The sequence below is a fragment of the Streptomyces sp. Wb2n-11 genome, from assembly GCF_001049855.1.
In the GTDB taxonomy this organism is placed as follows: domain Bacteria; phylum Actinomycetota; class Actinomycetes; order Streptomycetales; family Streptomycetaceae; genus Streptomyces; species Streptomyces altiplanensis.
Genome location: NZ_CVPB01000001.1, coordinates 2303643 through 2325291, shown reverse-complemented (window position 1 = coordinate 2325291; position 21649 = coordinate 2303643). Strand labels below are relative to the sequence as shown.

Sequence of the window (21649 nt, the reverse complement as noted above, 5' to 3'; positions counted from 1 at the left end):
GACGGGTGCCGGCGGGAGGGAGTCGGGCGTGTCGCACAGGAACACCGTGGTTGCCGGCCAGGGGCGGGACGCCGGAAGGACTCCGGCCGCGCCCGACCTCACCGACGTCGACCTGCGGACTTTACGAGTCATGGACGATCCGGGGACGGCCGAGGCGGTCGGCCGCGTGCTCGACCGGCCCTGGGAGCTGGCGGAAGCCTGGTGGACGACCGACGAGCCGGGAAACCGCTGAACAGCGGCGCTTTCCGGACAGATGGATAGCACCGTCGACTGATGCGGGCCGATGCCGGGGCGCGGACGCCGGCGAAGGGGGACCGGAATGACGCCGGCCCCTCTGTCCTCCGCCCTCCTCACCCAGCTCGCCCGCACCAGACCCGGCTCCGCCTGCACCGCCGCGCTGCGGGCCGGGCTGCACGCCCGCCGGCTGCTGCTCCTGAAGTCCCTGCTGACGCGCGTGGACCGGCAGCGGACCGGCACCGACCCGTTCACGCGTGAACGCTTCCACCGGCACTGGGCCCTGCTGGAGCACGCCGAACGGCGCGACCCCGCGGTGGTCCGCGACGCGGTCGACTACCCGCTGACCGGTGCCTGGCTGGCCGGGGCCCTCACCGCCCCCGAAGGCCCCTCCCTCGACCGGCACCTCGCGTATTTCGGGGGGGTGGCGGCCACCGCGGCCGTGCGCGCGGGCTGCGACCTGCGCCTCACGCTCGACGCTCCCGGCGGTGTGCTCTCCCTCCCCGGCCTCGGCGCCCTGCGCTGCCCGGCACACCGGGCCGAACTGCACGCCCGCGGCCGTACCGTACGGATCACCGGAGGCGGCCGGACCGGCGCCCTCCTGCTGCGGCGCACCACCGGCCGGCCGGGCCGGTCCGCCGGCGGCGGACCGGGCTGGTCGGGGCTGCGCACCCTGCCCGGAACCGGCATCGTCCTCGACGACCTGGACCCCTACCGGGTCCCGCCCGGCGCCGCCACGATGCCCGCCGCGGACCGCGCCACCGTCGCCCGCGAACCCTGGCCGCGGCTGTGGAGGAAGGCCCTCGCCCTGATCGGGGGGACGGACCCCGGGCGGGTCTCCGAAATCCTGGCCGTGCAGCGGGTGGTCGTGCCCCTCGCCCCCGTGGACCCCGCCGCGTACGACGGGCCCCGCCCGATGAGCGCGACGCTGCGGGCCGCGCCCGGCGGCGTACTGACGTCCCTGCCGGCCGGGGCCGACGAACTGGCCGAGGTGCTGGTCCACGAGACCCACCACACGAAGCTGGCCGCCCTGCACGAACGCGTTCCGCTGTACCGGCCCGGCGGCGGGGAGCTGCACCGGGTCGCCTGGCGGCCCGACCCCCGGCCGGTGGCGGGCGTGCTCCAGGGCGCGTACGCCCATCTGGCGCTCACCGATCTGTGGCGGCGGGCGGCCACCGCCGCCGATGTCCCGGCTCCCTGGCGGCGGCGGGCCGCCGAACAGTTCGGCCGGCATCGCGGACAAGTGGCACAGGCATTGTCCGTACTGCTTGAATCCGATGAACTGACCATTGCGGGAAGGGAGTTCACCGGGGGCATGCGAGAACACCACGCGAGCCTCGGTGCGGCTCGGCAGGGCTTTGAGTGACACTGTGTCGACCGGCCGTGACGGTCGGTCGACGGGCACTGGCGGAGTAGGACAGGGAGACGTGCAGATGGTGGATCAGCGGCGCTCGGGCGGGGCCGGTGCGGCGGACCGTGGCGGCCAGGGCGGGCCGGAACACTTCCTCGTGGTCTTCCCCGGCTACCACCGGCCCTGGGCCAACTGGATCGGGCAACGCCTGGAAGCCCACGGCCAGCGGGTCACGCTCCAGCGCTGGGACCCGCCCCGCGAGGTGCCGCTGGAGGAGTCGCTCGGCGACCTGCTGCTGTCCAGCGGGCGGATCCTGCTCGTCCTCAACGACTGGTTCTTCGAGCTGGGGCCCCGGGCGCCCGGCGAGTGGAACGACGTCCTGCGGGGATACGTGGCCGCGCACGCCGAGCGCTTCGCCGCCGTCAACCTCACCAACCGCCAGCTGCCGCCCGCCACCGCCGTGCTCGAACCGGTCAGCCTGTGGAGCGCGGGTGAGCAGGAGGCCGAGGAACGGCTGCTCGGCAGGCTCGGCATCGACTTCCGGCGCGCATCCGGCCGCCGCCCGCAGGCCACCGGCTCGCGCTTCCCGAACACGCCCCCCGAGATCTGGGGAGAGGTGCCGCGCCGCAACGGCCGTTTCACCGGCCGCGACGACCTCCTCACCGAACTCCAGGAACGTCTGGCCGAGGCCGAACGAGGCAACTCCGCCTGCACGCTCCTGGGCATGTCCGGCATCGGCAAGACCCAGCTCGCCGCGGAGTACGCCCACCGCTTCAGCACCGACTACGACGTCATCTGGTGGGTCAACTCCGACGACCGCAACATCCAGCGCGACCGCTTCGGCGAGCTCGCCGTCGAACTGGGCCTGCACAGCGGCAGCGAGCCCGGCGAGCGCATCCGCGCGGTGCGCGAGGCGCTGCGGCGCGGTGAACCGTACGGCCGCTGGCTCGTCATCTTCGACGGCTGGGACGACACGGAGGGCGCGAACGTCCTGCTGCCGCACGGCCCCGGACACACCATCGTCACCTCCCGGAACAGGGGCTGGGGCGACTACACCGACGTACTCGAGGTCCCCAGCTTCGACCGGGCCGAGTCCACCGGCTACCTGATGCGCCGCGCCCCGCACGTGACCGCGGGGCAGGCCGACGAGGTCGCCGCCGAGTTCGGCGACGTACCGCTGCCGCTCGTGCAGGCCGCCTCCTGGCTGGGCGAGTCCCGGATGGAGGTCCCCGAGTACCTGCGCATGGTCCGTGAGGGCAGGCTGTCCACCGTCGAGGAGCCCGCCGGCGACGGCTTCCCGCACTCCTCGCTCACTTCCTGGTCGATCCTCATCAACCGGCTCAGGCGCACCCAGCCGCAGGCCGTCGAAGTGCTCAGCCTGTGCGCCTCCTTCGCCCCCGGCCGCATCCCCCTCGGCCTGGCCCGCGCCTATCCGCAGGCCGACCTGCCCGAGGACCTGCGGTGGATGAGCACCGACCTGCCCGCCTGGACCCGGGCCCTGGACACCCTGGTCAACTACTCGGTGCTCACGCGCGAGAGCCGCGGACCCGTCAACGCCGAGATGGGCCCGCACCAGGAGTCCGTGCACATGCACCGGCTCGTCCACGACATCGTGTCCCGGCTCACCACCGACGAGCGCCGTGACACCCACCGCAAAGCCGTCCGCACGCTGCTGGCCGAGGCCGACCCCGGCAACCCGGTCGACAGCAGGCAGTGGCCCCGGTACGCCGAGCTGCTGCCCCACCTGGAACCGTCGGGAGCGCTCAGCAGCTCCAACAGCCGGGTCCAGGCCGCCGTGCTGAACTGCCTGCGCTACTGCGTGCGCAGCGGCGAGTACACGGCCGGCAACCGGCTCGCCGAGAAGATCCGCACGCACTGGACGGCGTTCATGGACCCGCTGGCCCAGCACATGCTGGACCTGACCATCCAGCAGGGCAACCTGCTGCGTTCCTCCGGCCGCTTCCGGGAGGCGTACGAACTCGAACGCGCCCTGCGGGAAAGGCTGCGGACCGCCGAGCCGGCCAACGAACTCGGCGAACTCGGCGTCAACGGCGCCCTCGCCAGCAGCCTGCGCCGGCTCGGCCGGTACGGCGAGGCGCTGGAACTGCAGTGGCAGGTGCTGGAGGACGCGGAACGGCTGCTCGGCGAGAACGAGCTGACCTCCATCAACGCGCGGCACAACCTCAGCGTCGGACTGCGGCTGCTGGGCCGCTACCGGGAGGCGTACGAACTCGACCTGGAGACCCTCAGCCGGCGCGAGACCGTACTGCGCGCCCGGCACATCACCACGCTCAACTCCGGGAACGCGGTGGCCCACGGGCTTCGGCTGCTGGGCCAGTACCGCGACTCCGTGGCCCGGCAGGAGCCCGTCGTGCGGCTCCACGTGCAGGTGCTCGGGCCGCTGCACCCGCAGACGCTGGTCGCCCGCGTGCACCTGGCGCTCGCCCGGCGGCGCGAGGGCGGCTTCCAGCAGGACATCGGGCCGCTGATGGACAGCCTGATGGAACAACTGGAGCAGGTCCACGGCCGGACCCACCACACCACCCTGTCGTTCATCAACGACTACGGGAACTTCCAGCGCGAGCACGGCGACCTGGCGAAGGCCAGGGACCTGATCACCGAGGCGGAGGCCGGGTACCGGGCGCTGCTCGGCCCGGCGCACCCCGTCGCCACCGGCATGCTCGCCAACACCGGGCTCGTGATGCAGGCGACCGGCGACCGGAGCGAGGCCATGTCCATGTTCGAGTCCGCGCTCGCGGGCCTGACCGCCACCCTCGGGGGAGACCACCCGTGGGTGCTGGGCTGCGCCCTCAACGCCTCGGGCGGCCGCAACTTCAACGGCCGCGTCGGGGACGCCGCGGAACTGAGCCGGGACACACTGCGCAGGTCCCGCCAGGTCCTCGGGGACGAACATCCGCTCACCCTGTCCTGCCAGACCGCGCTGGCCGCCGACCTCCGGGCCCTGCGCGAGTACGAGGAGGCCGACAAGGTCGAGGCGGACGCGCTGCTCACGCTCACGCGTACGCTCGGCGCGCAGCACCCGCACACCCTTTCCGCACGCCAGCGCAACCGCCCCTACTGGGACTTCGAGGCCTACCTCGGCTGAGCCGCCCCCTCGCGCCGTACGCCGGAGGGCCCGGCCCCGCATCGCTGCGGGGCCGGGCCCTCCGGGGCCGTACGGACGGTGACCGTACAGGCGCTGATCAGGCCTCGAAGACCTCGTTGAGCAGCTGCTGCTGCTCGGCCTGGTGGCGCTTGGCCGAGCCGACCGCCGGGGACGAGCCGTGCGGGCGCGAGATGCGCCGCAGCCGCTCGCCGTGCGGGATGTCGGCGCCGACCGCCAGGTCGAGGTGGTCGATCAGGTTGAGCGCGATGAACGGCCACGCACCCTGGTTCGCCGGCTCCTCCTGCGCCCACAGGTACTTCTCGGCGTTCGGGTACTTCGCGATCTCCTGCTGGAGCTCCTTGCCCGGCAGCGGGTAGAGGCGCTCCAGACGGATGATCGCCGTGTCCGTGTTGTCGCGCTTCTGCCGCTCGGCCTCCAGGTCGTAGTAGACCTTGCCGGAGCAGAAGACGACCTTGCGGACGGCCGCCGGCTCCATGGCGGTGTCGCCGATCACCGGGCGGAAGCCGCCGGTGGTGAACTCCTCCGTCTTCGACGCCGCAGCCTTCAGACGCAGCATCGACTTCGGGGTGAAGACGATGAGCGGCTTGTGGTGCGGGTTGTGGACCTGCCAGCGCAGCAGGTGGAAGTAGTTCGACGGCAGGGTCGGCATGGCGACCGTCATGTTGTCCTGCGCGCACATCTGGAGGAAGCGCTCGGGACGGGCGGACGAGTGGTCCGGTCCCTGGCCCTCGTAACCGTGCGGGAGCAGGAGCGTGACGCCGGACGTCTGGCCCCACTTCTGCTCGGCCGAGGAGATGAACTCGTCGACGACGGTCTGCGCGCCGTTGACGAAGTCACCGAACTGGGCCTCCCACATGACCAGCGACTCGGGCCGGGCGAGCGAGTAGCCGTACTCGAAGCCCATGCACGCGTACTCGGAGAGCAGCGAGTCGTAGACGTTGTAGCGGGCCTGGTCCTCGGAGAGGTACTGGAGCGGGGTGTAGTCCTCGCCGGTGTTCTGGTCGACGAGCACCGCGTGGCGCTGGCCGAACGTACCGCGGCGGGTGTCCTGGCCGGACAGCCGGACCGGGACGCCCTCCATCAGCAGCGAGCCGATGGCGAGGGTCTCGCCCATGCCCCAGTCGATCGTGCCGTCCTCCACCGAGGCCGCGCGGCGCTGCATCTGCGGCATCAGGCGGGGGTGGACGGTGATCCGGTCGGGGATGTTGACCTGGGACTCGGCGATCCGCTTGACGACCTCCTGGGAGACCGCCGTGGCGACGGGCACCGGGAACTCCGCCTGGACCTCCGGGGCGTGGGCGGGAGCCGGGTTCGAGGTGGCCTCGCGGACCTCCGCGAAGACCTTCTCCAGCTGGCCCTGGAAGTCCTGGAGCGCCTGCTCGGCCTCTTCCAGCGTGATGTCGCCGCGACCGATGAGCGACTCGGTGTAGAGCTTGCGCACCGAGCGCTTCACGTCGATCAGCGTGTACATCTGCGGGTTGGTGAACTGCGGGTTGTCGCCCTCGTTGTGACCGCGGCGGCGGTAGCAGATGAGGTCGATCACGACGTCCTTGTTGAACGTCTGGCGGAACTCGAAGGCCAGGCGCGCGACGCGGACCACGGCCTCCGGGTCGTCGCCGTTCACGTGGAAGATCGGCGCCTCGATCATGCGGGCCACGTCGGTCGCGTACATCGAGGAGCGCGACGACTCCGGGGCGGCGGTGAAGCCGACCTGGTTGTTGATGACGATGTGGACCGTGCCGCCGGTGCGGTAGCCCCGCAGCTGCGACATGTTGAGAGTCTCCGCGACGACGCCCTGGCCGGCGAAGGCCGCGTCGCCGTGGAGGGCGACGGGCAGGACCGTGAAGTCCGTGCCGCCCTTGTTGATGACGTCCTGCTTGGCGCGGGCGACACCCTCCAGGACCGGGTCGACCGCCTCCAGGTGCGAGGGGTTGGCGACGAGTGAGACCTTGATCTGCTCGCCGTCCAGGCCGGTGAAGGTGCCCTCGGCGCCCAGGTGGTACTTGACGTCGCCGGAGCCGTGCATCGACTTCGGGTCGAGGTTGCCCTCGAACTCCCGGAAGATCTGGGCGTACGACTTGCCGACGATGTTCGCCAGGACGTTCAGGCGGCCGCGGTGGGCCATGCCGATGACGACCTCGTCCAGGCGCGACTCGGCGGCGGAGTCGATGACCGCGTCGAGCAGCGGGATGACGGACTCGCCGCCCTCCAGGGAGAAGCGCTTCTGGCCGACGTACTTCGTCTGGAGGAACGTCTCGAACGCCTCGGCGGCGTTCAGGCGGCGCAGGATGCGCAGCTGCTCCTCGCGCTCCGGCTTGGCGTGCGGGCGCTCCACGCGGTCCTGGATCCACTTGCGCTGCTTCGGGTCCTGGATGTGCATGAACTCGACGCCGACGGTGCGGACGTAGCTGTCGCGCAGCACGCCGAGGATGTCGCGCAGCTTCATCATCGACTTGCCGGCGAAACCGCCGACGGCGAACTCGCGCTCCAGGTCCCAGAGCGTGAGGCCGTGCTCGTTGATGTCCAGGTCGGGGTGCTTGCGCTGCTTGTACTCCAGCGGGTCGGTGTCGGCCATGACGTGGCCGCGGACCCGGTAGGAGTGGATCAGCTCGAAGACGCGGGCCGCCTTGGTGACGTCGTCGTCGTGGGAGACGTCGATGTCCTTGAGCCAGCGGACCGGCTCGTAGGGGATCCGCAGGGCCTCGAAGATGTCGTCGTAGAAGCCCTCCTCGCCGAGGAGCAGGTTGGCGAGGATGCGCAGGAACTCGCCGGAGGCGGCGCCCTGGATGACCCGGTGGTCGTACGTCGAGGTCAGGGTCATGACCTTGGAGATGCCCAGCTTGTTCAGGGTGTCCTGCGAGGTGCCCTGGAACTCGGCCGGGTAGTCCATCGCGCCGACGCCCATGATGAGGCCCTGTCCGGGCATCAGGCGGGGCACGGAGTGGACGGTGCCGATGCCGCCCGGGTTCGTCAGCGACGCGGTGACGCCGGTGAAGTCGTCCATCGTCAGCTTGTTCGCGCGGGCGCGGCGGACGATGTCCTCGTACGCCTGCCAGAACTCGAAGAAGTTGAGCGTCTCGGCCTTCTTGATGGCCGCGACGACGAGCTGGCGGTCGCCGTTGGGCTTCACCAGGTCGATGGCCAGGCCCAGGTTGACGTGCGGGGGCTTGACCAGGACCGGCTTGCCGTCCTTCTCCGCGAAGGAGTAGTTCATCGACGGCATGGCCTTGAGGGCCTGCACCATCGCGAACCCGATGAGGTGCGTGAAGGAGACCTTCCCGCCCCGGGCGCGCTTGAGGTGGTTGTTGATGACGATGCGGTTGTCGAACAGCAGCTTCACCGGGACGGCGCGCACGGACGTGGCCGTGGGAAGTTCCAGCGAGGCGTTCATGTTCTTGGCGACCGCCGCGGACGGGCCGCGCAGCGTCACGTACTCGGGGCCCTCGGGGGCCTCCTTGGCGGCTTCCGCCTTGGGCGCGGCCTCCGCCTTCGCGCCGGCCTGCTGTGCGGCGGCCGGTGCGGGGGCGGAGTCGGGCTTGGCGGGGGCCGCGGCCGGAGCGGCCTTGGCGGGGGCCGCGGCCTGGGCCGCGGGCTGCGCCGCGGCGGGGGCCGGCCGGGTGGCCGCGGGCGTCGCCGGGGCGGCGGGCGCGGCAGGCGCCGGAGCGGCCTGGGCCGGCTGTGCGGCGGCCCCGGCGCTCTCTTCGGCGTCGGGGGTGGCGGTCTTCTCCGCCGCGGGGGTGGAACCGGGCTTGTAGTCGGCGAAGAAGTCCCACCAGGCGCGGTCGACCGAATTCGGGTCCTGGAGGTACTGCTGGTAGATCTCGTCGACGAGCCACTCATTGGGACCGAAGGCAGCGGCAGGGTTCTTCCCTTGCCCGTCTTGGTCGGTCGAGACGCTCGGGCTACTGGGGGACTGAGACGACACGGCGTTAACCGCCCTCTTCCGCTTCGCAAGGTGATGGACAGCGGAAATAAAGGCTACGCCTCCCAGGCCGGGACGTGCAGGCCGGGCCGTCCATCCGTCGCGTAAGTCACATTGAGGAGCTGGTTTCGGCGCTGGGAATGGCGGGAAACAAGCTTGGTTCCGCTGTATCCGGGTAGCACTGAAGGCGGCCACGGCCCCTGTGGACCGCACCCCCGGTGGACGACACGCAGGAACGTGTGCCTCCGGTTCGAACCCTACGTCAACTGCCGGTCCGGAGGCTCCCCGGAAGGGTGACCTGGATGCGGCAGCCGCGTGCGGATTCGGCCACTCCGATCCGTCCGCCGTGCAGATCCACCGCCCAGCGCGCGATCGCGAGGCCGAGTCCCGTACCGCCGTCGCTGCCCGGACCGTGCGGAGCGGGCAGGCTGCCGCGGTTGAAGCGCTCGAAGACCCGGTGCCGCTCGGCCTCCGGAATGCCGGGGCCCTCGTCCATGACCTCCAGGTCCAGGCTCTCCGGCTGCGGGCCGCGCCGGGCGCGCACGGTGACGCGGCCGTGCGGCGGACTGTGCTTGACCGCGTTGTCGAGGAGGTTGGCGACGACCTGGTGCAGCCGCTCGACGTCGGCGTGCGCGGTCAGCTCGGGCGGAGAGACGTCCAGGTGCAGATGCACATCGGTACGCGTATGACTGCCGGACCCCGAGGCGAGGCCGCGCTGCGAGGCGATCACGTTCGCCTCCTTCAGCACGCCCGAGAGGTACGGCCAGACCTCGAAGCGGTGCGCCTTCAGCGGTACGACGCCGTTGTCCAGCCGGGACAGGTCGAGCAGCGTCTCGACCAGCCGGCCCAGGCGCTCGGTCTGTTTCAGCGCCGTGCGCATCGTCTCGGGATCCGCTTGGGACACGCCGTCCACGACGTTCTCCAGCACCGCTCTGAGCCCCGCGATGGGGGTTCTCAGCTCGTGCGAGACGTTGGCGACCAATTCCTTGCGGTGGCGGTCCACGGCCTCCAGGTCGTCCGCCATGTGGTTGATCGTGGCCGCCAGGTCGCCCAGTTCGTCCCGGCGGCCCGCGCCGCGCACCCGCCGCGTGTAGTCGCCGTGCGCGATGGACCGGGCCACCGTCGTCATCTCGTCCAGCGGCGAGGTCAGGCTGTGCGCCACGAACTGGGTGATCAGCATCGAGGCGATGACCGAGAAGACGGTGATGAAGCGCAGCTCCGTCTTGGTGCGCAGCGCCACCAGGATCAGGCCCGTGGTGATGAAGACCGAGACGACGACGAGGGTGCCGAGCTTGGTCTTGATCGAGAAGGGACGCAGCGCGTTCCCCCCCTGCTCCCGCTGCCGCGTCATGCCGGCGGGGTCTCCAGCGCGTACCCCACGCCGTGGACCGTGCGGATCCGCTCGGCGCCGATCTTGCGGCGCAGCGCCTTGATGTGGCTGTCGACGGTCCTGGTGCCCGACGCGTCCGCCCAGTCCCACACCTCGGCGAGCAGCTGCTCGCGCGAGAGCACGGCGCGCGGCGTGTTCGCCAGGCACACCAGCAGGTCGAACTCGGTGGGCGTCAGGTGTACGTCGTCACCGCGCACCCGCACGCGGCGCTGCGCGTGGTCGATCTCCAGCTCGCCGAGGCGCAGGATGCCGCTGCGCGGCGTGGAGGCGGCGAGCGTCGCCCGCTCCACGCGGCGCAGCAGGACATGGACGCGGGCCGCGAGCTCGCGCATCGAGAACGGCTTGGTCATGTAGTCGTCGGCGCCGACACCGAGGCCGACCAGCATGTCGGTCTCGTCGTCGCGTGCCGTCAGCATCAGTACCGGCACGGGCCGCTGCGCCTGGACGCGGCGGCAGACCTCGAGGCCGTCGAAACCGGGCAGCATGATGTCGAGAACCATCAGGTCGGGCTGCCACGCCTCGGCGGCGTCCACCGCCGCCGGTCCGTCGACGGCCGTCTGCACCTGGAAGCCCTCGGCGCGCAGTCGCGCTGCAATGGCGTCGACGATGGTCGCGTCGTCCTCGACGACCAGCACCCGGCGCTGGGCGCCCGGAGTGGCCGCGAGGCCGTTGTGGCTGGTGTGTGTCTGCTCCATTGTCCCGCCCCTGGGAGTTCTCTTCTCTATTCCCACGTGTAAGGGAGCAGCGTAGAGGCACTGGCAGCGTCCCGGCTACGCAGGGCGAACCGCGAGATGGACCACGTCAGGAACGCCTCGGGCAACTTGGATCTCTTCCGTCCCAACCAAGTTGAATCCGGCATTCCGCAACGCGTCCTCGAATTCCGGGGACGGCCCGGCCGACCAGACGGCGAGGATCCCGCCGGGCCTCAGTCGCCTCATGCACCCCGCGAGCCCTTGCGGGGAGTAGAGATTGGCGTTGTCGTCGGTCACGGTCCAGTCGGGGCCGTTGTCGATGTCGAGACAGAGCGCGTCGTAGGTTTCCTGGTACGTACCAGCGTTCCCGATCCGGTTTTCCCGAACGTAATCCACCAAGTCGGTGTGAATGATCTCGCATCGTGGATCGGCGAGAGCCTCGCCCGAGATCCGGGCCAGCGGCCCCTCGCGGTGCCAGTCGATGACGGCCTGCTCGCGTTCGACGACCGTGATCCGCCCCCAGCGCGGCTGCGCGGCGGCGCGGGCGAGCGAGAAGCCGACGCCGAGGCCGCCGATGAGGAGGTCGGGGGAGGGGCGGCCGGCTCCGGCGAGGAGCGCGTCGAGGGCGGCGTCGACGAGGAGGCGCTCGGAGCGGCCGTCGGAGGTGTCCATCAGGAAGCAGCCGTTGGCGATGATCTCGAAGTGCTCCCCGCGCTCCCGCAGAACGACTTCCCCGTACGGGCCCTCGCGCCGGTCGATGGTGGTGGCGTGCGGAGTCTGGGGGTGGGCCTGGACGGCCATGGGGAACCTCCGGGACGGTCCGAGTGCTTCCTGTTGTCGTCGGCGTCATCCTGGCGCCGGGCGGCAGCGGGATCAAACCCTTTCGCCCGCCGGGACCCGGACGGGCGGCGCACGCCGGGTGCCGGTCAGCCGCGCGGTCCTTCGGGGCGCGCCCCGCGGTGTACGCAAAGCGCCACCCCCGCCACGAACGCCGCACCCGCCACCACCCGGGCGGCCACCTGCGGCCCCCGCTGCATCGACCACGCCCACACGGCGGCCGCACCGCCGGGCGCGGCCAGGTGCACCGCGCCTCCGTACGCCGTCATCGGCAGCCGGCTCAGCCGCGCCCCGAGCAGCACGGCATCGGCCGCGGTCACCCCGGCCGATGCCGCCGTGCGCCGGTGCCTCGGTGTACGGGCCGAGGACGCCGCCGGAGCCGGGGTGCGCCGTCATGCCGGGGCCCCTGCCCCCCGGACCGTCCCGGCCGCGTACGTCACGCCGGTCAACGGGGCGCACGCCTGCCAGCCCAGCGACTCGTACAGCCCCCGTCCGTCGGTCGTCGCGCCCAGGATCCCGGCCGTGGCACCCTGTTCGCGCGCCGTGTCCTGGAGCGTACGCATCACCAGCGCGCCCAGGCCCTTGCGCCGGTGCGCGGGGGCCGTCTCCACCTGGTCCACCACTGCCGTCCTGCCGGTCGGGGCGACCTGGCCGCGCGCGGCGAACCCGCCGTCGGGGGCGGCGACGAACAGGCGCGTCACGCCGCCGCGCCGCCAGGACTTGAGCGTGTAGCCCTCGGGGACGCCGGCGCCGGTACCCGTGCCGTGCGCTGATCGCTCACAGCGAACGCGCGCTCGGGAACATTCGGAAGCTCACAAGCATTGAGTCGGCATAGCTCAAGTTCACTGCCGAAGGGGAGATCATGGCATCGACGTCCAATCCGCTCACCCTGCCCGTGCTGCCGCTCGACGACGAGGTAGTGCTGCCGGGAATGGTGGTGCCCCTGGACCTTTCCCACGCCGACGTACGCGCCGCGGTGGAGGCCGCGCAGGCCGCCGCCCGCTCCAGCGGCAACAAGCCGCAGGTCCTTCTCGTTCCGCGTATCGACGGCACGTACGCCGCGATCGGCGTCCTGGGCACCGTCGAGCAGGTCGGGCGGCTCTCGGACGGCGACCCCGGCGCCCTGATCCGCGGCCGCGACCGCGTCCGGATCGGCGCGGGGACGACAGGGCCCGGCGCGGCGCTCTGGGTCGAGGGCGCGAGCGTCGAGGAGACGCTGCCCGACCCCCTCCCCGGAGCGGTCACCGAGCTGGTCAAGGAGTACAAGGCGCTCGCCACCAGCTGGCTGAAGAAGCGCGGCGCCTGGCAGGTCGTGGACCGTGTCCAGCAGATCGAGGACGTCTCCGCCCTCGCCGACAACTCCGGCTACTCGCCGTTCCTCACCACCGCCCAGAAGGTCGAGCTGCTGGAGACCGCCGACCCGGTGGCCCGTCTGAAGCTCGCCGTGAAGTGGCTGAGCGAGCACCTGGCGGAGCAGGACGTCGCCGAGTCCATCGCCAAGGACGTCCAGGAGGGCGTGGACAAGCAGCAGCGCGAGTTCCTGCTGCGCCGCCAGCTCGACGCCGTGCGCAAGGAACTGCGCGAGATCAACGGCAAGGACGGCGAGGACGAGTCCGACGACTACCGGGCGCGCGTCGAGGCCGCCGACCTGCCCGAGAAGGTGCGCGAGGCCGCCCTCAAGGAGGTCGACAAGCTGGAACGGTCCTCCGACCAGTCCCCGGAAGGGTCGTGGATCCGGACGTGGCTCGACACCGTCCTCGAACTCCCCTGGACCGAGCGGACCGAGGACCAGTACGACATCCAGGGCGCCAAGGCGGTCCTGGACGCCGAGCACGCCGGCCTGGACGACGTGAAGGAGCGCATCACCGAGTACCTGGCGGTCCGCAAGCGCCGGGCCGAGCGCGGCCTGGGCGTCGTCGGCGGCCGTCGCGGCGGCGCGGTGCTGGCCCTCGTCGGCCCGCCCGGCGTCGGCAAGACGTCGCTCGGCGAGTCCGTCGCCCACGCCATGGGCCGGAAGTTCGTACGGGTCGCGCTCGGCGGCGTACGCGACGAGGCGGAGATCCGCGGACACCGCCGTACGTACGTGGGGGCTCTTCCCGGGCGGATCGTGCGCGCGATCAAGGAGGCCGGGTCGATGAACCCCGTCGTCCTCCTCGACGAGATCGACAAGGTCGGCTCCGACTTCCGCGGCGACCCGGCCGCGGCGCTGCTCGAAGTCCTCGACCCCGCCCAGAACCACACCTTCCGCGACCACTACCTGGAGGTCGAACTCGACCTCTCCGACGTGGTCTTCCTCGCCACCGCCAACGTCCTGGAGGCCATCCCGGAGGCGCTGCTGGACCGCATGGAGCTGGTCAGGCTCGACGGCTACACGGAGGACGAGAAGGTCGTCATCGCCCGCGACCACCTGCTCCCGCGCCAGCTGGAGCGGGCGGGTCTGGAGCCCGGCGAGGTCGCCCTCGACGACTCGGCGCTGCGCAAGCTGGCGGGCGAGTACACCCGTGAGGCGGGCGTACGGAACCTGGAGCGGTCGGTGGCGCGCCTGCTGCGCAAGGTGGCGGCGCAGAGCGAGCTGGGCGAGCGGAAGCTGCCGTTCACGATCACGGACGGCGACCTGCGCGCCCTGATCGGCCGGCCCCACCACGTCCCCGAGTCCGCCCAGGACCCGGCGGAGCGCCGCACGGCGGTTCCGGGCGTGGCCACGGGTCTCGCGGTCACGGGTGCGGGCGGCGACGTGCTCTTCGTCGAGGCGTCGCTGGCGGACAAGGAGACGGGCGGAGCGGGCCTGACCCTCACGGGCCAGCTCGGCGACGTCATGAAGGAGTCCGCCCAGATCGCGCTCTCCTTCCTTCGCTCGCACGGCGCGGAACTGGAGCTGCCGGTCGGCGACCTGAAGGACCGGAGCGTGCACATCCACTTCCCGGCGGGCGCGGTGCCCAAGGACGGACCGAGCGCGGGCATCACGATGACGACGGCCCTCGCGTCGCTGCTCTCCGGCCGGCTGGTCCGCACCGACGTGGCGATGACGGGCGAGGTGTCCCTGACCGGCCGCGTCCTGCCGATCGGCGGCCTGAAGCAGAAGCTGCTGGCGGCGCACCGGGCGGGCACCACGACGGTGGTGATCCCCAAGCGGAACGAGGCCGACCTGGACGACGTCCCGGCCGAGATCCTGGACAAGCTGGAGATCCACCCGGTGACGGACGTCCGCCAGGTCCTGGAGATCGCACTGGCTCCGGCAGAGGTACGGGTGCCGATGGCGGCGTGACGGACGCCTGTCGGTGGCCCGGCTGCGGAACGCCCCCTTCCCTCGCTGTGAGGGAAGGGGGCTTCTGCGTGTGCGTCTGCTGCTTCTGCTTCTGCGTGAAAACGGAAGGCGGCGGTCGGCCGGTCAGCCGTTGGCGAGGGCCTGTACGCGGTCGAGGGCGCCGTTGAACTTGTTGTGGTCACCGACTATGGGACCCGTGGAGGTGTACTGCCACATGGTCTGTACGCCCCAACCGGCCGGGAGTTCGCCCACGGTGGTGTCGTAGCGGGCGATCCACAGCGGGTTGACGGAGCCGAAGCCGCCGTAGTTGCCCGTGCAGGTCTTCCACCAGCTCGTCGCCGTGTAGATGACGGCGTCGCGGCCGGTGCGGGCCTTGTAGGTGTTCAGGAAGTCGCGGATCCAGGCGACCATCCCGCTCTGCGTCTTGCCGTAGCACTGTGCGCCGTAGGGGTTCCACTCGATGTCCAGCACGCCGGGCAGCGTCCTGCCGTCGCGCGACCAGCCGCCGCCGTTGTCGACGAAGTAGTTGGCCTGGTTGGCGCCGCTGGAGTCGTGCGGTGTCGCGAAGTGGTACGCGCCGCGGATCATGCCGACGTTGTATGAGCCGTTGTACTGCTGTCCGAAGTAGGGGTTCTTGTAGTAGTTCCCCTCGGTGGCCTTCACGTAGGCCCACTTCACGCCGCTGGTCCACAGCGAGGACCAGTTGACGTTGCCCTGGTGGCTGCTGACGTCCACGCCTTCGGTCTGCGTGACGCGGGTGCCGGGCGGCAGGCCGCCCCGGCCGTCGTGCTTGACGACGCCCATGCCCATGCGGGCCGAGCCGCGTTCGGGCTTCTCGGCGGCGGTGACCGCACCCGGCAGGGTCAGGACGAGGGCGAGAGCGGAGAGGACGGAGAGGAGAATCCCGGCCGCCGCGGTGTGCGGGCGGCGGGCCGTTCCGGATCTGTGCACGGGCATGTACGTGCCTCCGAAAGGCTCGGTGGGGATGCTGGTGCTGGGGACAGGACTGGTCCGGCAGGCCCGGTCGGGCGGCCTGTCGACAAAGCCACTGGTGTGGACATGTCAGCAATGAAGCTACGCACGTAGACAGGCGGTGCGGAAGGGGGGCCGGAGGCTGCCGTTGGTCTAAACCTGCGAAATACTGGCCGAGCTGCGGCAATGGCCGCTGGTGAAAGAAAACTTCAGGGGTGAGGAAAGCGCGCGATGGGTCCTGACGTGCACGCAAGTGGAAGAGCGGATGACGGGCGCGTTCCGGAGGTGAGTGGTGTGGACCACGAATTCCTGGCACTGGAACGCGAACTGGCCGTATTCCTGCGCCGGGCCCGCGCCTCCTCCGGCGACATGGCCCGCGAGGTCCACCCCGACCTGGAGCCGGCGGCGTACGGCCTGCTCGTGCGGCTCGACGAGGCGGACCGGCAGCGGGCCACCGAGCTGGCCTCGTGGTTCGGCGTGGGCAAGGCGACCATGAGCCGGCAGCTGCGTGCCCTGGAGGAGCTCGGCCTGGTCACGCGCGAGCCCGACCCGGCCGACGGCCGGGCCTCGCTGGTCGCGCTCACCGAGGAGGGGCGCGCACGCTTCCGGCGGGTACGGGACGCGCGCCGCGCCCGTTACGTACGGAAGCTGGCCGACTGGGACCGTGCGGAGGTGGCCGAACTCGCGCGCCTGCTGCACCAGTTGAACAGCCGCGCGGAGAGCTGAGCCGGGCCCCGGAGGGCCCCCGGGCGGGCACGCCTCCGCCCTCCGCCCTCTGCCCCCTGCCCTCCGCCGCCGTCCCGGCCCGCGCCGTTCACAGCTCCGCGTAGACCACCGCCGCGTCGTCGTGCCGCTTCCAGCGGCGTACCAGCGGCGCCCTCGCGTCGTCGGCCTCCAGGGACCGGACGCGGTCGATCAGGGCCTGGGCGCCCTCCTTGCGCAGTACGCCCAGGCAGTCCGCCCAGTCGCCCTCGCCGAACATGTCCACCCAGCGCGTCACCCCGTCGCTGAGCGCCGCCAGCGCCCGTACCCGGGCCCGTGGATCCGTGCCCGTCACCGCCCGCTCCGCCACCGCCGGATCGGCCGCCGCCGTGAAGAAACCGCCCTCGGCGTTGCGCAGGGCGTCGGTCGCGGTGAGGGAGGAGAGCACCTCGCGGGGGACGAGGCCGAGGCGGTCGTCGAGCACCGCGCGCACCGTGCCGTCCGGGGACTCCAGCAGCAGTGCCGAGTCCGACAGCACCAGGTGTTCGATCTCCTCCGCACCCCAGCGCGCCAGAACCACTGTTGCCTGCGGCGTCCGGACGTGAGAAAGGTCACAGGTGTGCCGATGGGCGTCGGCGGTGCGGCGAATGGCCTCCGCGAGGATCTCGGCGAGGGGCAGGTCCAGCCGAGAAGTGGACAATTCGATCAGTGCGCCACCGAGCCTGGCGGTGAACCAGGGAACCGAATGCAGGCATCCGTCGTCGCCCGCCGGAGGGGTCACGCCGTCCAGCAGGACGAGCGCCCCGCCCCGGCCGGTGGCGGGGAGGGCGACAGACGCCCAGTCCTCGTTGGGGCGTTCGGGATCCCCAGGGGTCGTGGCCAGTTCGAAGCGCATGCGGCCAAGTCTGCATGAGGCCCCCGGGCGCCGCCCGACGGCTTCCTCCGCACCGCCAATTGGCCCGTACCAGCAGGTGAGGCGCGGGTTTATGGGCGGAATAAGACAGTCCGCGAAGCTGCGGGGGCGCATCCTGCCAAAGGCCGGGCGGAACTTCCAACCGGCGCACTACGCGCCCGCGAGGCAGGACGGATCAGAAGTTGTTCGTCAACTCCCGAGTGTTGTTCACTCGTTCAAGTGGCGGAGCGGGTGATGCGCGACTTCTTCCCAAAAGCGCTGGAATGGTCTGAAGCCATTCCTGGGGTAGGGGTGCTCTCTTGTGTGACGAGTCGTCACCTCGGCCACATGAGCAGACGAGTCAAGCAAGAATGCGAGCACCGGTGCAGAAAAAGCGGCCTCGGGGCGATAGCGGTAATGGCGAGCGGACCGAACGCACCGTACGGGTACGCAGTCGGCTGGTCGCCGGCGTGGCCGTCGTCGGCGTCACCGTCCTCGCAGCCGGTACGCCCGCCATCCTCAGCGCCTCCTCCGAACTCTCCGATTCCCAGCGTCTGGTCACCCTTGCCGAACTGAACCGGCAGGCCGTCACCCTCGCCCACTCCCTCGCCGACGAACGCGACGACGTCACCGCGTACATCGCGGCCGGACGCGGCGCCGGGGACAGTGCCGGAGGCGGTGCCCAGGACGGCACCGCACGCGGCGGCAAGGCCGAGGGGCTGTCGGAGAAACACAGCGCCCGCGTCGACCGGCAGATGGACGAGATCGAACTCGTCGCCCCCGCCGGCCTGCGCCGTGACCTGGCCAGGATCCCCGGCATCCGCAGGGAGGCCCTGACCGGCGAGGGCACCGCGCTGGAGGCCCACAAGGCGTACACCGAGGCGATCGAGAAGCTCCAGGACCTCGCCGGCGAGCTCGCCGACAGGACGCCTCCGCGCGCCGCCGAGGCCACCCGGGCGCCCGCCGCGCTCAGCCGGGCCGTCGAACAGGCCGCCGCCACCCGCGGACTCCTGCTCGCCGCGCTGTCCGTGCCGCGCGAGAACACCGGCAACCGCGTCGACCCGGTCACCGGACTCCTCGTCCCCGCCGAGGAGGACCCGGACTCCCCGAGCGCCCGCACCCGCGACGCGCTGAGCGCCGCGGCCCAGCAGTCGCGGGTACGCGAACTCGCCGCGCTCGCCGACTTCGACCAGGCCGCCGGGTCCACCGCCCGCGAGTCGCTCAAGGCCACCGTCACCGGCCCCGAGGTCAGGACCGCCGAGGAGTACCTCACCCGTCTCACCGACCAGCCCCGGCTCTCCGAAGCCGAGCTCGGCACCGACCGCGCGAAGGCCGAGGCCGCCCTGTCGGCCCGTATCGACCTGATGCGCGGCGTCGAGTCCTCCCTCGGTTCCGCGCAGGTCACCCGGCTCTCCCGGCTGCGCGACGACGATGTCACCGCGCTGGAGCTCCGGATCGCCCTGGCCGGCGCCTGCCTGCTGTTCGCCGTCGGCGCCAGCACGGCCGTCGCCCGTACGCTCACCCGCCCGCTGGCCGTACTGCGGCTCGGCGCGGCGAGGCTGGCCGCAGGGCCGCAGGCCGCGGGCGCCGAGGCCGCACAGGGCGGGACCGGGGACGGCGGGGCCGCGGGCGCGATCGCCGTGGAGCCGATCCGCTTCACCGGCCGCAACGACGAGTTCGCCCAGGTCGTACGGTCCCTCAACACGCTGCACGCCAGGCTCGCCGAGGCCGGCGCCCGTGTGGAGAAGCTGACCGGTGACCGTACGCACCTGATCGGCCAGCGCGAGACCCTCGCCACCCAGCGCGCCGAACTCCAGGAGCAGGTGGCCGAGGCCACCACGCAGCTGGAGCGGATGCGCCACACCGTCCACTCCACGTTCGTCAACCTCTCGCTGCGCACGCTCGGCGTCGTGGAGCGCCAGCTCGGCATCATCGAGAACCTGGAGGAGCGCGAGCAGGACCCGGAGCGCCTCGCCACCCTCTTCAAACTCGACCACATGGCGACCGTCATGCGCCGCCACGGCGAGAACCTGCTGGTCCTGGCCGGCACCGAGCACGGGCAGGGACAGCAGGGCCCGGTGCCGCTCGTCGACGTACTGCGCGCCGCCGTCAGCGAGATCGAGCGGTACGAGCGGGTGGACATCCGGTCGATCCCGCCGCACGCCCAGGTCGCGGGCTTCGCCGCCAACGACCTCAGCCACCTCCTCGCGGAGCTCCTGGAGAACTCCACCTCCTTCTCGCCGCCGGACGCCAAGGTCGAGCTCTCCGGCTGGCTCCTGGAGAGCGGCGAGGTGATGCTCTCCGTCCAGGACGAGGGCATCGGCATGACGCAGGACCGCCTCACCGAGCTGAACGCGCGGCTCGCCGAACCCTGTGCGTACGAGCCGGGCGACGGCACCGACGGCGGCATCGGCCTGCACGTGGCCGCGCTGCTGGCCGCGCGGCACGGCGTACGCGTGACGCTGCGAGAGCAGAAGCAGGGCGGTATCGCCGCGGTCGTCGTACTGCCGGCCACGCTGCTGCCCGAGGCGCCGCCGGTGAGCGCGCCGCCCGCCGTGCCGGTGGCGGGGGACGCGCCCACGCTGAACCTCCCGGGGTCGGTCGCGGAGGCCAACTCCAATGCGCTGCAGAGGCGTTCGGTTCTCGGTGAGCCGCCGCGGGAAAGGCTGGAGGACCCGCTGGTCGCGGCGGCCGAGCGGTCGGTCCGCGAGGACGCGCAGAAGTGGGCACAGGACGCGGAGCCCGCCGGGTCCGTCGAGTCCGCCGGCCCCGCCGAGCCCGCGGAGGCCGACCTCGAGGCGCCGGCTCCCGGGCCCTACGCCATCGCACCCGACACGCACGAGCGCGTCGCCGACGGGGACGCGGACACCGGGGCACCGGTCGACGAGCCGACCCGGACGGTGCGGCTGCCCAGGCAGCCCGCCGCACCCGAAACGGAGTCGGTCACCGAAGAGCCGGTCGCGGACAACCCGGCCACCGACGAGCCGGTCACGGGCAGCCCGGCTTCCGGAGAGTCGGCCGCGGGCAGCCCGGCTTCCGGAGAGTCGGCCGCGGGCAGCCCGGCCACCGACGAGCCGGTCACGGACAAGGGACTGCCCAAGCGCACCCCCAAGATCGTCAAGTCCGGCCCCGCCCAGCCCAAGGAGCGCTCCACCGGCGTCGACGCGGACGCCCTGCGGCTCCGGCTCGGCGGTTTCCAACAGGGCGCGATCAAGGGCCGTCGCGACGTCGAGGCAGAGATCTCAGGCAACGGGGAACGTACAGAAACCAAGGGGGACACAGTTGAGGAGGAACGCAGTTGACTGCGTCCAGCACATTCGGGCTGAGTAGTGAAGCCCGCAATCTCCATTGGCTGTTGAGCAATCTCGTCGAGGAGGTGCCAGGACTTCTCTCGGTCGCCGTCGTGTCGTCCGACGGGCTGCTCCTCCTCTCCTCCGACCCGGAGCGGAACGCCGGACCAGCCTCCCCGGCCGCCGGCCAGGACGGCCCGAAAGGGTCGAGCGCGGACCTCGCGACCATCGTCTCGGGCATCGCCAGCCTCACCCAGGGCGCCGCGAAGCTGATGGACGGCGGCGGCGTCAAGCAGACGATGATCGCGATGGAGGAGGGCAGCGTCTTCGTCATGGCGATCAGCGACGGCTCGCTGCTGGGCGTGCACGGCTCACCCGACTGCGACATGAGCGTCGTCGCGTACCACATGGCGCTCTTCGTCGGCCGCGCCGGACACGTCCTCACCCCCGAACTCCGCAGCGAGCTGCGCAAATCGATGGAGAGTGCTCTGTGACGCCGACTCCGACGTCCGCCGCCAAGCTCCCCGTACGGGGCGAGGGCCGCAGGCCCGCCCGCGTACGCCCGTACTCGCTCACCGGCGGCCGCACCCGCTTCACGCACGTCCTGCTCGTCGAGACCTTCGTGGCGGCGATCGAAGCCCCCGAGGAGCGGCGCGAGCTGACCAACGGCGGCCTCCAGACGCGTGTCATGCCGGAGATGCGGGCCATCGTCGAGCTCTGCCGCCGCATGCGTACGGTCGCGGAGATCTCCGCGCTGCTGAAGATGCCGCTGGGCGTGGTCCGTGTACTGCTCAGTGACTTGGCCGACCAAGGAAAAATCCGTGTGTACGGGACCGGGCACGCCCCCGGCCAGCCCAACCGCGCGCTGCTCGAAAGGGTGCTGAGTGGACTCCGCCGTCTCTGAGACCTTCCAGGCCCGCACCACCGGGCCCATACCGTCGGTCCCGGACCGGACACAACCGCCCCTGCCCGCCC

Annotated in this window: 15 protein-coding genes; 7 read left to right on the top strand and 8 right to left on the bottom strand. The window is 71.7% G+C overall.

Translation table 11 applies throughout. The features are described 5' to 3' along the window. The first annotated feature begins 319 nt into the window (after positions 1-319). The gene (locus BN1555_RS10215; protein ID WP_176710011.1) at positions 320-1600 is read left to right on the top strand and encodes an aKG-HExxH-type peptide beta-hydroxylase; all 1281 of its coding nucleotides are present in this window, start codon (positions 320-322) and stop codon (positions 1598-1600) included. A gap of 67 nt (positions 1601-1667) precedes the next feature. Beyond that, positions 1668-4691 (top strand): FxSxx-COOH system tetratricopeptide repeat protein, encoded by a 3024-nt coding sequence (gene fxsT, locus BN1555_RS10210; protein WP_093799084.1) that lies wholly within the window; start codon positions 1668-1670, stop codon positions 4689-4691. A 97-nt stretch (positions 4692-4788) separates the two neighbouring features. Here the strand turns inward: fxsT and BN1555_RS10205 are convergent, their stop codons facing one another. The 6 genes from BN1555_RS10205 to BN1555_RS10180 all read right to left on the bottom strand — a co-directional run bounded on the left by BN1555_RS10205 (position 4789) and on the right by BN1555_RS10180 (position 12254). Continuing rightward, on the bottom strand, positions 4789-8637 hold the full coding sequence (locus BN1555_RS10205; RefSeq protein WP_093799083.1) for a multifunctional oxoglutarate decarboxylase/oxoglutarate dehydrogenase thiamine pyrophosphate-binding subunit/dihydrolipoyllysine-residue succinyltransferase subunit: 3849 nt from the start codon (positions 8635-8637) through the stop codon (positions 4789-4791). Between the two features lie 259 nt (positions 8638-8896). Continuing rightward, the gene (locus BN1555_RS10200; RefSeq protein ID WP_093799082.1) at positions 8897-9985 is read right to left on the bottom strand and encodes a HAMP domain-containing sensor histidine kinase; all 1089 of its coding nucleotides are present in this window, start codon (positions 9983-9985) and stop codon (positions 8897-8899) included. Then, positions 9982-10719 carry a response regulator transcription factor gene (locus BN1555_RS10195; protein WP_069926973.1) on the bottom strand — a complete coding sequence of 246 codons (738 nt, stop codon included), beginning with the start codon at positions 10717-10719 and terminating at the stop codon, positions 9982-9984. The genes BN1555_RS10200 and BN1555_RS10195 overlap by 4 nt, the downstream gene beginning before the upstream one ends. A gap of 75 nt (positions 10720-10794) precedes the next feature. Continuing rightward, positions 10795-11517 (bottom strand): spermidine synthase family protein, encoded by a 723-nt coding sequence (locus BN1555_RS10190; RefSeq protein ID WP_093799081.1) that lies wholly within the window; start codon positions 11515-11517, stop codon positions 10795-10797. Between the two features lie 125 nt (positions 11518-11642). Beyond that, positions 11643-11873 (bottom strand): hypothetical protein, encoded by a 231-nt coding sequence (locus BN1555_RS10185; RefSeq protein ID WP_176710010.1) that lies wholly within the window; start codon positions 11871-11873, stop codon positions 11643-11645. 72 nt (positions 11874-11945) lie between these two features. Beyond that, complete coding sequence (locus tag BN1555_RS10180; protein ID WP_093799080.1) at positions 11946-12254, bottom strand: GNAT family N-acetyltransferase; 309 nt, start codon at positions 12252-12254, stop codon at positions 11946-11948. Between the two features lie 161 nt (positions 12255-12415). On the opposite strand from BN1555_RS10180, the gene lon reads away from it, so the two are divergent. Beyond that, positions 12416-14818 (top strand): endopeptidase La, encoded by a 2403-nt coding sequence (lon, locus tag BN1555_RS10175; RefSeq protein WP_093799079.1) that lies wholly within the window; start codon positions 12416-12418, stop codon positions 14816-14818. A gap of 123 nt (positions 14819-14941) precedes the next feature. On the opposite strand, the gene BN1555_RS10170 is transcribed toward lon, so the two are convergent. Next, the gene (locus BN1555_RS10170) at positions 14942-15775 is read right to left on the bottom strand and encodes a lysozyme (protein ID WP_093799078.1); all 834 of its coding nucleotides are present in this window, start codon (positions 15773-15775) and stop codon (positions 14942-14944) included. Between the two features lie 246 nt (positions 15776-16021). Between BN1555_RS10170 and BN1555_RS10165 the strand changes: the two genes are divergently transcribed. Further along, entirely contained in the window at positions 16022-16516 is a 495-nt protein-coding gene (locus BN1555_RS10165) for a MarR family winged helix-turn-helix transcriptional regulator (protein WP_093799077.1), read from the top strand. An 88-nt stretch (positions 16517-16604) separates the two neighbouring features. Here the strand turns inward: BN1555_RS10165 and BN1555_RS10160 are convergent, their stop codons facing one another. Next, a complete protein-coding gene (locus BN1555_RS10160) occupies positions 16605-17387 on the bottom strand; it encodes a protein phosphatase 2C domain-containing protein (RefSeq protein ID WP_093799076.1) in 783 nt (260 codons plus the stop codon). Between the two features lie 368 nt (positions 17388-17755). On the opposite strand from BN1555_RS10160, the gene BN1555_RS10155 reads away from it, so the two are divergent. Genes BN1555_RS10155 through BN1555_RS10145 form a run of 3 tightly spaced genes read left to right on the top strand, consistent with a single transcriptional unit; the run spans position 17756 to position 21578 of the window. Further along, positions 17756-20686: a sensor histidine kinase gene (locus BN1555_RS10155; RefSeq protein ID WP_093799075.1), complete on the top strand. Its 2931-nt coding sequence runs from the start codon at positions 17756-17758 to the stop codon at positions 20684-20686. Further along, positions 20683-21168, top strand: coding sequence for a roadblock/LC7 domain-containing protein (locus tag BN1555_RS10150; protein WP_093799074.1), 486 nt, complete (start codon positions 20683-20685; stop codon positions 21166-21168). Before BN1555_RS10155 ends, BN1555_RS10150 begins: the two co-directional genes overlap by 4 nt. Further along, positions 21165-21578, top strand: coding sequence for a DUF742 domain-containing protein (locus tag BN1555_RS10145; protein WP_093799073.1), 414 nt, complete (start codon positions 21165-21167; stop codon positions 21576-21578). The genes BN1555_RS10150 and BN1555_RS10145 overlap by 4 nt, the downstream gene beginning before the upstream one ends. The last annotated feature ends 71 nt before the right edge of the window (positions 21579-21649 follow it).